We start from the raw sequence: 12,387 nt of genomic DNA, 5'->3' as shown, positions 1-12,387 counted from the left end.
GCGGGCCGCGGGTTCATGGCGCAGCCACGAGCCAGGCCGTGAGCCGCCGCACCACCGGCAGCACCAGCAGCAGCGTGGGGAAACCGATCAGCCATGACATGCCCCAGGCACCCAACCACAGCGTCACGACGCCCTCCACCAGGCCGACGCTGCGCAGCGTGCTGACCAGCGAGACGATCGCGGTCATGAAGATCGAGAGCAGCAGCGGCATCACGAACGCGGCGTAGCGGGCCGGCAGTTTCGGGATGCCGCGCGCGCGGGGCGCAGGGGCGTCCGGCGTGCTCATGCCCCGCCCCGCTCGGCCAGCAGGCGCTCGACATAGCGCGCGACCAGGTCGACCTCGAGGTTCACCGCGTCGCCGACCTGCGTCGCCGAGAACGCGGTGTGCGCGACGGTGTGCGGGATCAGCGCGACCTCGAAGCCGTCGTCGTCGATGCCGTTCACGGTCAGGCTCACGCCGTCGACGCAGATCGAGCCCTTGGTCGCGATGTACTTGCGCAGTGCCGCCGGCACCTCGAAGCGCCAGCGCTGCGAACGCGCGTCCGGCCACACCTCGCGCACGCGGCCGACGCCATCGACATGGCCGCTGACGAGGTGCCCGCCGAGGCGATCGGTCGGCAGCATCGCGCGTTCGAGGTTCACCGGCGCGCCGATCGCGAGACCGCCGAGCGTGGTCAGCGCCAGCGTCTCGGTGGACGCATCGACGGCGAACGACGACGCGTCGAATTCGATCACGGTCAGGCACACGCCGTTGACCGCGATGCTCTCGCCCAGCGCGACGTCGTCGAACGGCAGCGTGCCGGTGCCGATGCGGAGGCGGACATCGCCGCCGCGGGGCTCGCGCTGCAACAGCGTGCCGACCGACTGGATCAACCCTGTGAACATGACTTCGCCTCGCGTCGCGTGATGCCAAGGCGGCACGGCGCAGGCTCCGCGGAGGCGGCTGCGTCGATGCTTCTTCCATCCGGACTGTGACCGTCGGCCCCGGCATTCGACCGGGTCTGCTGACCCTCCGGCGATGCCGGAAGCGCTCGCGGGCTCGCGCGGACGTGCCGCGCCTACCGCCGGTGGGGACTTCCACCCCGCCCTGAAGAGGCCGCGATTCTACCAGCCGACGACCGCAGACCGACGGGACGGGGCGTCCCGCGACGGGAACACCGGCCGAGACGTTCAGCCCTGCCGGCGCGCCGCCAGCGCGAACAGCGGCCAGCACATCCGCTGCGTCGGTGCGTCGCCCCAGGCCGCGGCGATCGCCCAGCCGTGGACGGCCACGGGATCGACACCGTGCGCCTCGCGGTAGCGCTTCACCGCGGAGTAGCTGGAGAAGTAGTCGAGCATCCGCGACAACGGCCAGTCCGCCACGATCTCGCGCACCGGCAGCGGCGGCGTGTCGATGAGGTCGAACGGCGGCGCGGCGAACAGCGGCTTGAAGTCGACGTAGGCGCGATCGACGAGGAAACGCTCGGCCGGCCAGGCATCGCGGATGCGCGCCGAAAACGCGCCGACCGCCTCCTGCAGCGCCGGCGGCACTTCGAGGTCCTGGTAGCCCCAGGCCACCACCACGCCGCCCGGCCGCAGCACGCGCGCGGCCTCGGCGAGGAACGCGCGGCGATCGAACCAGTGCAGCGCCTGCGCCACGCAGACCGCGTCGACGCTGGCATCGGGCAGGCTGCAGCGTTCGCCGGGCTCCACCGCGAAACGGACGTTGTCCAGCTTCGGCGCCAGCGCGAGCTGGGCGTCACTGGGATCGGTGGCATGGACGGCATCGAACACTGCCGCCAGCCCCTGCGTCGCCTGCCCGCTGCCGCAGCCGGCTTCCCACACGCGGTCGCGCGCAAGCGCGAGCGCGGCGATCCAGTCGAACAGCGCCGGCGGATACACCGGCCGCGCGCTGGCATAGCGCTGCGCTGCGGCGGAGAAATGGTCGGCGAAACCGGCGTCGGTCATGGCGTGCCCTCGGGCCGCAGCAGCAGCCGCAGGTCGTCGCCGAAGCGGCGCGTGTCCACGACCTTCAGCGCGAGCCGCTGGGTCATGTCGGCGATGTCGAGGCCGTCGAACAGCGGCCGCGCGTCGCCGCCGAGCAGCACCGGCGCGACGTACAGCAGCACTTCGTCGACCAGTTGCGCCTGCAGCAGCGCGCCGGCCAGCCGCGCACCGGCCTCGACCTGCACTTCGTTGACCCCGCGCGCGGCCAGCGCCGCCAGCACCGCCGGCAGATCGAGCATGCCCGCGTGCACCGGCACCGCCGCGCGCACGAGATCGATGCCCCGGGGCGGCTTGGCATCGGGCGCGTGGAAATAGAGCGTCGGCGCATCGCCTTCGCGGACGCGATGGCGCATCACCGTGGCAAGCCCAGGATCGAGTACGACGCGCAGCGGCGGCACGAATTCGGGCGCGTCGTCGCCGTCGAAGCGCACGGTCAGCTGCGGATCGTCGGCCATCACCGTGCCGGCGCCGGTCAGCAGCGCGCCGGCGCGGGCGCGCCAGTGCATCACGTCGCGACGCGAGGCCTCACCGCTGATCCACTTGGAATCGCCGTTGGCCAGCGCGGTGCGCCCGTCGAGGCTGGTCGCCAGCTTCACGCGCACCCACGGGCGGCCGCGTTCGACGCGCGAGAGGAAGCCGCGATTGAGCCGACGCGCGGCGTCGGCCATCAACCCGTGTTCGACCGCGATGCCGGCCGCGCGCAGTTTCTCGAAACCGGCGCCGTCGACCTGCGGGAACGGGTCGCGCATCGCCGCGACCACGCGCGCGACGCCGGCGGCGATCAGCGCGTCCGCGCATGGCCCGGTGCGACCGGTGTGCGCGCAGGGTTCCAGCGTGACGTAGGCGGTGGCGCCGCGCGCGTGTTCGCCGGCGGCCTCCAGCGCGAAGACCTCGGCATGCGGGCCGCCGGCGCGCCGGTGCCAGCCTTCGCCGACGACGGCGTCGCCCTGCGCGATCACGCAGCCGACCATCGGATTGGGCTTGGTGGTGTACGCGCCGCGCTCGGCCAGCCGCAGCGCCTGCGCCATCATCGCGTGGTCGACGGCGGTGAACGCAGGCGGTACTTCATTCACGGACATAGCGTCCCCGTTCGTCGCCATCGGGCCAGGTCGGCACCAGCGCATCGCCGTCGATGCGCAGCGTCATCGTGTCGAACATCGGCGGCACCAGCCGCGCGCTGTCGAGCGCGATCATGAGGACGTCGCCCTGCGCGGGATCGACGTCGAAGGCCTGCTCCGCCACCGGCAGGCGGCCCTCGCCGTCGTTGTCGTCCCCGGCCTCCGCGTCGCCCAGCACGATGCGGCGCAGCGCGGCGCCGGGCCGCGGCCGCAGTAGCGCCCAGCCGCCGCGGTTGGTCACGCGCGCTTCGTGGTGGCCATCGCTGAATTCGAAATCGACGCGAACCCCGGAGAACCGCAGGTCGGCCTTCGGATCGCCGACCACGACGCCCAGCCCCTGCCCCGGCTTCACGCCGGTCGGCAGCCCGGGCGCGCGTGGCGCCGGCATGGCGCAAACGGCGGGCACGCGCGGCGGCGGCATGTCGGGGCAGGCGAGCCCCGCGGCATCGAATGCATCGCAGGCGGCCGCTGCGGCGGCACGGTAGGCCACCATCGCGTCGACGGCCTGCGCCATCGCCGCGTCCGCGGCCGCATGCCGCGCGGCATCGGCGGGCATTGCATCGGCACGGCTGCGCGCGGCCAGTGCGGCCTCGGCGGCCGATTCCGCCGCCGTGCGTGCGCCGGCGAGCGCGGCCTGCGCCTCGTCGGCGGCCTTCGCCAGCGCCGCGGACGACGGCGAGGCGTTCGCGTCGCCGGCGAGCGGCGGCGCAGACACGGCGTCCGCGACGTCGAGGAACGGGCAGCGCGCGTAGGCCGCGGCTTCCGCCGCATCGGCCTCCATGTCGCGCAGGCGATCCTCGGTGTCTTCGTCCCACGGCATCGCGCCGTCGCGGCGGAACAGCGGGACATCCTGCGCGGGCCGCTCGGTCGTGAGCACCACGCGGCCGTCGGCCGCGGTCCAGCGCCCGGAGGCGGTGCGGTCCATCGCGCCGTAGGCGAGGAACCACTCGAAGCGGCCATCGTCGCGCAGCAGCAGTTCAGAACCGGCTTCGGTCACGCCATTGAGGTAGTAATGACCGGCAAGGCGTTCGGCCGCGAACGCAGGCGACACGGCCACCAGCGCAACGAGCGCCGCAGCCGTCGCGCAGCGCAGGATCGCGCTCACTTCTTCTTTTTGTCCTTGTCGCCGCCGCGGCGATCCGCATTGCGGTCGAAGGGCACCACGTCGCCGCCGGCGAGCAGCGGCAACTGGCCTTCGCCGGGCAGATCGCGTTCGAGGCGATCGAGTTCCTCGCGGAAGTCGGCCACGTCCTCGAACGCGCGGTACACCGACGCGAAGCGGACGAAGGCGACGTGGTCGAGCTTGCGCAGCTCGGCCATCACGAACTCGCCGACGCGGCGCGACGGCAGCTCGCGTTCGGTGGTCATGCGCAACTGGTGCACCACCGCGCGCACCGCCGCCTCGATCTGCTCTTCCGACACGGGTCGCTTGTGCAGCGCGCGGTCGAAGCCGTGGCGCAGCTTGCGCGCGTCGAAATGCTCGCGCCGGCCATCGCTCTTGATGATCGCCGGCAGCTTCAGTTCGATCGTTTCCAGCGTCGAGAACCGCTCCCCGCACGCCTCGCACTCGCGCCGGCGACGGATCGTCGCGCCGTCTTCGCTGACGCGCGAATCGATGACGCGGGTGTTCTCGTGCTGGCAGTAGGGGCAGTGCATGCGCTGATTCGATGACCGTAGGGTGGGCCCTGGCCCACCATGGCAATGTGTCCGACCGTGGATGCGATGAGCGGAATCGCTGCGATCATCGCATCCACGACCGGCGGTGTCGCAATGGTGGGCCAGGGGCCCACCCTACGACATGCCGTGGATCAACCGTAGACCGGGTACTTCCGGCACTGCGCCTCGACGTTCGCTTTCACGCGGGCGATCACCGCCTCGTCGTTCGGCGCATCGAGTACGTCGCAGATCCAGTTCGCCAGATCGATGCAGTCCTGTTCGAGATAGCCGCGGGTGGTCACCGCCGGGGTGCCGATGCGCAGCCCGGAGGTGTAGACCGGCTTCTGCGGATCGTTCGGCACCGCGTTCTTGTTCACCGTGATGTGGGCGCGGCCGAGCGCGGCCTCCGCGTCCTTGCCGGTGATGCCCTTGCCGATCATGTCGACCAGCATCAGGTGGTTCTGGGTGCCGCCGGAGACGATCTTGTAGCCGCGCGCGATGATGGTGTTCGCCATCGCCTGCGCGTTCTTCACGACCTGCTGCTGGTAGGCCTTGAATTCCGGCTCCAGCGCTTCCTTGAAGGCGACGGCCTTGGCGGCGATGACGTGCATCAGCGGGCCACCCTGCAGACCCGGGAAGACGATGCTCTGCAGCTTCTTTTCCAGTTCCGCGAACTGCTCGCTGCCGTCGTTGCGGGCGAGGATGAAACCGCCGCGCGGGCCACGCAGGGTCTTGTGCGTGGTCGAGGTGACGACGTGCGCGTGCGGCACCGGATTCGGGTAGACGCCCGCGGCGATCAGGCCGGCGACGTGCGCCATGTCGACGAAGAGGTAGGCGCCGACCTTGTCGGCGATGGCGCGGAAGCGCGCCCAGTCCATCACCTGCGAATACGCGGAGAAGCCGGCGATGATCATCTTCGGGCGGCTTTCCAGCGCGATGCGCTCGACTTCGTCGTAGTCGACCAGGCCCTGGTCGTTCACGCCGTAGGAGACGATGTTGAACAGCTTGCCGGAGATGTTGGCCTTGGCGCCGTGGGTGAGGTGGCCGCCGTGGGCGAGCGACATGCCCAGCACGGTGTCGCCCGGCTGCAGCAGCGCGAAATAGACCGCCTGGTTGGCCTGCGAGCCCGAATGCGGCTGCACGTTGGCGTAGTCGGCGCCGAACAGCGCCTTCACGCGCTCGATCGCCAGCTTCTCGGCGATGTCGACGAATTCGCAGCCGCCGTAGTAGCGCTTGCCGATGTAGCCCTCGGCGTACTTGTTGGTGAGCTGGCTGCCCTGGGCCTCCATCACCCGCGGGCTGGCGTAGTTCTCGGAGGCGATCAGTTCGACGTGGTCTTCCTGACGGCGGTTCTCGGCCGCGATCGCCGCGGCCAGTTCGGGATCGAAACCTTCGATGCGGGCATCGCGCGGGAACATCGGCGCTCCAGGGGCGGCGTGGGGAGCGGAATTGTAGCCCCCGCCCGCCCCCCGGGCCACCGAAGCCCGGCCCGGCCGGTGCCGAAACTGGCGGGCACCGGGCGATTCCGGCGATAATTCCGCGATCCCGAACCGCCCATCCCCGCCCTGCCCCCGCGCAGGGCGCCGCCGCCTGCCACCCGGCCGGCGCGCGAACGCCCGGAGCCCCCATGCAATACATCTACACCATGAACGGCGTCAGCAAGACCGTGCCGCCGAAGCGCCAGATCATCAAGGACATCTCGCTGTCGTTCTTCCCGGGCGCGAAGATCGGCCTGCTGGGCCTGAACGGCGCCGGCAAGTCCACCGTGCTGAAGATCATGGCCGGCGTGGACACCGACTTCCAGGGCGAGGCCCGCCCGCAGCCGGGCATCAAGGTCGGCTACCTGGCGCAGGAGCCGGAACTCGACCCGAACAAGACCGTCCGCGAAGCGGTCGAGGAAGGCGTGGGCGAAGTGCTGCAGGCCCAGGCCGCGCTGGAAGCGGTCTACGCCGCCTACGCCGAGGACGGCGCCGACTTCGACGCGCTGGCGAAGGAACAGGAGCGGCTCGAGGCCATCCTCGCCTCCGGCGACGCGCACATGCTGGAACAGCAGCTGGAAGTGGCCGCCGACGCCCTGCGCCTGCCGCCGTGGGACGCGATCATCGGCAAGCTCTCCGGCGGCGAGAAGCGCCGCGTCGCGCTGTGCCGCCTGCTGCTGCAGAAGCCGGACATGCTGCTGCTCGACGAACCGACCAACCACCTCGACGCCGAGTCGGTGGAGTGGCTGGAACAGTTCCTCGCCCGCTTCCCGGGCACCGTGGTCGCCGTCACCCACGACCGCTACTTCCTCGACAACGCCGCCGAGTGGATCCTCGAACTCGACCGCGGCCGCGGCATCCCGTGGAAGGGCAACTACACCGACTGGCTGGTGCAGAAGGACGAGCGCCTGAAGCAGGAAGAGAACCAGGAGAAGGCGCGCCAGAAGGCGATCGCGCGCGAACTCGAATGGTCGCGCCAGAACGCCAAGGGCGGCCGCAGCAAGGGCAAGGCGCGCCTGGGCCGGCTGGAAGAACTGCAGTCGGTCGACTACCAGCGCCGCAACGAGACCAACGAAATCTTCATCCCGCCGGGCGAGCGCCTGGGCAACTCGGTGGTCGAGTTCAAGGGCGTGACCAAATCGTTCGGCGACCGCCTGCTGATCGACAACCTCGACATGCTGGTGCCGCCGGGCGCCATCGTCGGCATCATCGGCCCCAACGGCGCCGGCAAGTCGACGCTGTTCAAGATGCTGATCGGCCTCGAAAAGCCGGACAAGGGCACGATCAACGTCGGCCCGACCGTGAAGCTGGCCTACGTCGACCAGAGCCGCGAGAAGCTGGAAGGCAACCACAACGTCTTCCAGGAAGTCTCCGGCGGCCTCGACATCCTCAACATCAACGGCGTCGAGATCCAGTCGCGCGCGTACATCGGCCGCTTCAACTTCAAGGGCCAGGACCAGCAGAAGATGGTCGGCTCGCTGTCGGGCGGCGAACGCGGCCGCCTGCACCTGGCGAAGACGCTGCTGCAGGGCGGCAACGTGCTGCTGCTCGACGAACCGTCGAACGACCTCGACATCGAAACCCTGCGCGCGCTGGAAGACGCGCTGCTGGAGTTCCCGGGCAACACCTTCGTCATCAGCCACGACCGCTGGTTCCTCGACCGCATCGCGACCCACATCCTCGCGTTCGAGGGCGACTCGCACGTCGAGTTCTTCCAGGGCAACTACCGCGAGTACGAGGCCGACAAGAAGCGCCGCCTCGGCGAGGAAGGCGCCCAGCCGCATCGTCTGCGGTTCAAGGCGCTGAAGTAAGGCGTCGATGCCCTGCGCGCAGGACGAATGGATCCGGGCGGACTTCAACGGCATGTTGGAGTCCGGCCTGCTGTGCCTGTCGCATTCGGATGACGTGCAGGATGTCGGCGGCAGGACGATCACGCTCCGGGCCGGCATGCGCGTCACCGCATTCGACGATGATCTGGACGAACGCGGACGGCCGGACAGGCTTTTCGCCACCGGCATCGTCGAAGTCTCGCCTGCCCTCGCGCAATGCCGTGGTTCGCGCTGGTCCCTCCGCTTCGATGCCGATGGCATCCGATGGGAGTCCGAGCTTCCCGAAGCGGCTTCTTCATCAGCGACGCCGGAAGAGCCGCAGGCCGGTGCGAGGCGTTGATCCCATCCGGAACGCGACCGCCCACACAGTTCGCGCCATCGCCGCCGCCGACCTGCCGCCGCGCGCTACCGCCCGACATCCGACTTTGAAAAGATGAGCCTTCCGGGGACCCGATGACGACCGAACCGATGCGCAGCTTCATGGACCGCCTGCGGGACCGCTGGCATGGCGCCGACACGCTGGTGTGCGTCGGTCTCGACCCGGAGCCGGCGAAGTTCCCGGCGAAGTTCGCCCACGACCCCGACGCGATCTTCCATTTCTGCCGCGACATCGTCGACGCCACCGCGCCCTACGTCTGCGCGTTCAAGCCGCAGATCGCGCACTTCGCGGCGGCGCACGCGGAAGAAGCGCTGCGGATGCTGATCCTGCACATCGGCTTCCGCTACCCGGACATCCCGGTGATCCTCGACAGCAAGCGCGGCGACATCGGCAGTACCGCGCAGCACTACGCCGCGGAGGCGTTCGACCGCTACGGCGCCGACGCGGTGACGGTGAATCCGTACCTCGGCCGCGACTCGGTGCAGCCGTTCCTCGATCGCACCGAGAAGGGCGTGGTCGTGCTGTGCCGCACGTCCAATCCCGGCGCCGGCGACCTGCAGGACATGGTCATCGGCGGCCGTCCGCTGTACCAGCACGTGGCCGAGAAGATCGCCCGCGACTGGAACGACAACGACAACTGCGCGCTGGTCGTCGGCGCGACGTGGCCGGACCAGTTGCGCGAGGTGCGCGCGATCGTCGGCGACGTGCCGTTCCTGGTGCCGGGCATCGGTGCGCAGGGCGGCGACGTGCAGGCCGTGGTGTCGAACGCCCGCACCCGCGACGGCACCGGCCTGATCGTCAGCTCCTCGCGCGCGATCCTCTACGCCTCCGCCGGCGACGATTACGCCCAGGCCGCAGCGCACGCCGCGCGCACGCTGCGCGACGAGATCAACCGGCATCGCTGATGCGCGCATCGAAAGAACGCCGGATCAGGCCACGCAAGCACCGGTAGAGCGGCCTTCAGGCCGCTGCTTTTCTGGAAAAATTCGAAAGCAGCGGCCTGAAGGCCGCTCTACCGAACAACGGTCATTCCGGTGACGCCGGCGCGCGCTCCTGACGCAGCACCATCACGCCGTCGAGCACCTCGCCCCATCCTGCGGCGTGGACGATGCGGTCGTTGATCGGGCGCGCGGACATCACGCCGTGGCGGCGCAGCCAGCGGCGATCGAGATAACGCAGGTCGCCGCGTGCGTCCGCCAGCGCGACCGTTTCCAGCGCTTCAGGGCCTGCGGGCGCGAGCGCGTGCACCGCACCGGACAGATCGCCGAACGTGCCGCCCGCCGCGCTGAAGCCGATGGCGGCGACGCGGTCACCGTATGCGCTGGCGAGGTGCTTGCCCATCGGCACCATCGCCGGGGCGATGTTGTCGAGCCGCTTCGCCGCGTGCACCGTCGCGCACCACACGATCGCGCGCGTGCCGCGCGGCCAGCGCGCGCGATGCCAGGCCACGAGTTCGGCCATGCCGAGGTCGCGCCGGTCGCCGTCGCCGTCGAGCGCCATTTCGAGATAGCGGCCGTACGCAGCCGCCATGCCCGCGAGATCCGACGCCGGATCGGCGCCCTGCCCCGACAGCGCGGCGCGCACGGCGTCGCTGCAGGCGCGCAGTCGCGTCTGCGCCGCCGCGTCGAACGGCGTCGCGTCGTCGTACTGCCAGCGATCGTGGCGATCGAATTCGCGCGCGCAGTCCGTGCGCCGGGGCTCGGGCAGCGCCGACGCGAGCGCGGTGCCGAGTTGCATCTTCGCGTAGCGGCCGGTGCGCCCGCCGACTTGCGGATCGATGCCACCGACGCGGAGGCGACCCGCAACGACCTCGCCATGCAGCCAGTCGAGCAGTGGCCGCGTCTCCGGCATGCGCGACCACACCGGGCCGACGGCGTCGGCGAGCATCGCGCCGTCGGCGCGGTCGTCCGCGGCGGCGTGCGCGTAGTCGAGCACGTCGTACACCTGGCTCTCGAACAGCACCGCGCGGAAACTGCAGCGCGCGACGAGGCGCTGCGTGATCGCGATCTTCACCTGCACCGTGCGCGCGGCGCCGTGGTTCGCGTCCTCGCCGAGCACGACGAGGTCGCGGCGGCAGACGTCACGGACGAGGCGGTCGATCTCGGCGCGATCGGCGCGACTGAAGGCGTCGAACGCCGAAGGCGCGGCGGCGTGCGCCTGCGCGCACCATGCGAACGCGAGCAGCGCGCCCGCCCGCCACACGCGTGCGCGACGACGCATCAATGCGCCCGCCGCCATGCCGCGAGCGCGGCGAACGGGAAGCGCGCCCAGATCATCGCGAACACCGCCAGCCGCACCGGCAGGCTGCGCCGCGGCGCCTCGAACCGGCGGAAATAGCGCGCCAGCCCGCGATGCTTGTGCCATTCGACGAACAGCGGCCGGCTGCGGCTGGAGACGCCGCGCACGTGGACCACGCGCACGTCGTTGGCGACCGCGACATGCGCGCCCGACTCGCGCGCGCGGCGACACAGGTCGAGGTCCTCGGCGTGCAGCCGGTAGCCCGGATCGAAGCCACCGATCCTGCGGAACAGCGTGCGCGGCATCAGCATCAGCGCACCGGACACCGCCTGCACGGGTTGCAGCGCGACACCGTCATCGACCGGCACGCCGAGCCGCCGCGCGTCGCGGTGCGCCAGCATCGCGGCAAAGTCGGGATCGCGCCGGCGCGCGGCCTCGTCGCGCACGCCGGCCTCGTCGACGAGGTCGGCGCCCAGCAGCACGGGCCGCGCGCAGGCCTGCGCATGCGCGCGCAGCCGCGCCAGCGTGTCGGGTTCGAGCAGCGCATCCGGATTGACGAAGGCCAGCCAGCCGGCGTCGGCACCGGCGTCCGCGGCGCCCTGGTTGCAGGCGACGCCGAAGCCGGGGTTGTCGGGATTGCCGATGAAGCGCAGCCGCGGATCGGCCAGCGCGTGGCGCTGGACGATGTCGAGCGTGCCGTCGGTGGAGGCGTTGTCGACCACGCGGATGCAGGTCACGCCGTCGGCGGCGCGCAGCCGCGACAGGCAGGCGTCGATGGTCTCGGCGCTCTGGTAGGTGACGACGACGACGGCGATGGCGTCGGCCGCGGTCACGGCGCACCGTCCGTATCGGCGCCGCCGAACAGGTCGGGCTGGCTGCGCAGCGCCGCGTCGGCATGGGCGCGGCCCAACGCCTCGCGCAGGCCGTGCAGCGGGTCCTGCATCAGGAACTGCGCCAGCCGCGCGGGCCAGCCGGGCCAGCGCGCGGCGAGCGTGGCGACGTCGTCGTCCAGCGGCGCGCCTTCGCCGCGGCGGGCGACGAACGCGGTCTCGCACAGCACGTTGCGCCAACCGAGGCCGGCCATGCGCAGCGACAGATCGACCAGCGCGGCGTAGGCCGAGGCATAGCTCTGGATGTCGAGGCCGCCGGCCTTCGCCCGCGCGCGGCCGCGCAGGAACAGCGCATGGTCGACCGCGGACGGCAGCTCCGGATGGTGCGCCGGCAGCGACGCCGCGGCGCGCGCAAGGCGTGCGGGTTCGTCCGGCACCGGACCGACCTCGCCCACGCGCGGCCACGCGGCGGTCTCGCCGGCGTTGCACCACGGCGTGGCGGTGGCGATGGCCGCATCGCGGGCGGCACATTCGACCAGGCGTTCGGCCCAGCCCGGCAGCGGCACGGCGTCGCCGGCCAGCAGCAGCACGTCGGCATCGCCGCAGGCCTTGAGCATCTCGTCGAGGTGGGCAGCCTGGCCGATGGGCCGCGGCCGCCGGGTGCAGTCGGCCCGCAGCGACGTGCGCGCGAGCCAGTGGTCGATCACCGCCCGGCCGCGCGGCCCGGCCTGGGCATCGTCGGCCAGCCAGACCCGCGTGCCCGCGGGCGTGCCGGCGTCCAGCGCCGCCAGACAGGCGTCGAGGGCGTCGTCATCGACGCCCACCGGCACCAGCACGACCGGCAGTCCGCTCATCCCCGTGGCGGACGCCCGG

At 71.4% G+C, this 12,387-nt stretch carries 13 protein-coding genes and 1 riboswitch; of the genes, 3 read left to right on the top strand and 10 right to left on the bottom strand.

The genetic code is table 11. From position 1 onward, the window contains the following. Positions 1-13 precede the first annotated feature (13 nt). From ACT53Q_RS07575 to glyA, 7 genes are all read right to left on the bottom strand, one after another. A complete protein-coding gene (locus ACT53Q_RS07575; protein WP_476186056.1) occupies positions 14-286 on the bottom strand; it encodes a DUF2798 domain-containing protein in 273 nt (90 codons plus the stop codon). Next, a complete protein-coding gene (locus tag ACT53Q_RS07570; protein WP_476186055.1) occupies positions 283-885 on the bottom strand; it encodes a riboflavin synthase in 603 nt (200 codons plus the stop codon). The genes ACT53Q_RS07575 and ACT53Q_RS07570 overlap by 4 nt, the downstream gene beginning before the upstream one ends. A 63-nt stretch (positions 886-948) precedes the next feature. Further along, positions 949-1,099: riboswitch (FMN riboswitch) on the bottom strand. A 71-nt stretch (positions 1,100-1,170) separates the two neighbouring features. Next, positions 1,171-1,947, bottom strand: a complete 777-nt coding sequence (locus ACT53Q_RS07565; protein ID WP_476186054.1) for a class I SAM-dependent methyltransferase — start codon at positions 1,945-1,947, stop codon at positions 1,171-1,173. After that, entirely contained in the window at positions 1,944-3,065 is a 1,122-nt protein-coding gene (ribD, locus tag ACT53Q_RS07560; protein ID WP_476186053.1) for a bifunctional diaminohydroxyphosphoribosylaminopyrimidine deaminase/5-amino-6-(5-phosphoribosylamino)uracil reductase RibD, read from the bottom strand. The genes ACT53Q_RS07565 and ribD overlap by 4 nt, the downstream gene beginning before the upstream one ends. Further along, complete coding sequence (locus tag ACT53Q_RS07555) at positions 3,052-4,209, bottom strand: hypothetical protein (protein WP_476186052.1); 1,158 nt, start codon at positions 4,207-4,209, stop codon at positions 3,052-3,054. The genes ribD and ACT53Q_RS07555 overlap by 14 nt, the downstream gene beginning before the upstream one ends. Further along, positions 4,206-4,760: a transcriptional regulator NrdR gene (gene nrdR, locus ACT53Q_RS07550; protein WP_476170614.1), complete on the bottom strand. Its 555-nt coding sequence runs from the start codon at positions 4,758-4,760 to the stop codon at positions 4,206-4,208. The genes ACT53Q_RS07555 and nrdR overlap by 4 nt, the downstream gene beginning before the upstream one ends. 152 nt (positions 4,761-4,912) lie before the next feature. Next, positions 4,913-6,178 carry a serine hydroxymethyltransferase gene (gene glyA / locus ACT53Q_RS07545; RefSeq protein WP_476186051.1) on the bottom strand — a complete coding sequence of 422 codons (1,266 nt, stop codon included), beginning with the start codon at positions 6,176-6,178 and terminating at the stop codon, positions 4,913-4,915. A gap of 209 nt (positions 6,179-6,387) precedes the next feature. Between glyA and ettA the strand changes: the two genes are divergently transcribed. The 3 genes from ettA to pyrF all read left to right on the top strand — a co-directional run bounded on the left by ettA (position 6,388) and on the right by pyrF (position 9,351). Next, complete coding sequence (gene ettA / locus ACT53Q_RS07540) at positions 6,388-8,049, top strand: energy-dependent translational throttle protein EttA (RefSeq protein ID WP_476186050.1); 1,662 nt, start codon at positions 6,388-6,390, stop codon at positions 8,047-8,049. A gap of 7 nt (positions 8,050-8,056) precedes the next feature. Then, the gene (locus tag ACT53Q_RS07535; RefSeq protein ID WP_476186049.1) at positions 8,057-8,407 is read left to right on the top strand and encodes a hypothetical protein; all 351 of its coding nucleotides are present in this window, start codon (positions 8,057-8,059) and stop codon (positions 8,405-8,407) included. A 113-nt stretch (positions 8,408-8,520) separates the two neighbouring features. Beyond that, positions 8,521-9,351, top strand: coding sequence for an orotidine-5'-phosphate decarboxylase (gene pyrF / locus ACT53Q_RS07530; RefSeq protein ID WP_476186048.1), 831 nt, complete (start codon positions 8,521-8,523; stop codon positions 9,349-9,351). 121 nt (positions 9,352-9,472) lie between these two features. Here the strand turns inward: pyrF and ACT53Q_RS07525 are convergent, their stop codons facing one another. From ACT53Q_RS07525 to ACT53Q_RS07515, 3 genes are read right to left on the bottom strand one after another with little or no spacing between them, the layout of a single operon-like run. After that, positions 9,473-10,666: an erythromycin esterase family protein gene (locus tag ACT53Q_RS07525; RefSeq protein WP_476186047.1), complete on the bottom strand. Its 1,194-nt coding sequence runs from the start codon at positions 10,664-10,666 to the stop codon at positions 9,473-9,475. Then, positions 10,666-11,517, bottom strand: a complete 852-nt coding sequence (locus ACT53Q_RS07520) for a glycosyltransferase family 2 protein (RefSeq protein ID WP_476186046.1) — start codon at positions 11,515-11,517, stop codon at positions 10,666-10,668. The genes ACT53Q_RS07525 and ACT53Q_RS07520 overlap by 1 nt, the downstream gene beginning before the upstream one ends. Further along, a complete protein-coding gene (locus ACT53Q_RS07515) occupies positions 11,514-12,368 on the bottom strand; it encodes a glycosyltransferase family 2 protein (protein ID WP_476186045.1) in 855 nt (284 codons plus the stop codon). The genes ACT53Q_RS07520 and ACT53Q_RS07515 overlap by 4 nt, the downstream gene beginning before the upstream one ends. Between the last annotated feature and the right edge of the window lie 19 nt (positions 12,369-12,387).

The organism is Lysobacter sp. DMC97, assembly GCF_056313745.1.
The sequence above is the reverse complement of the archived record's forward strand: the minus strand, read 5'-3'. Positions and strand labels throughout refer to the sequence as shown.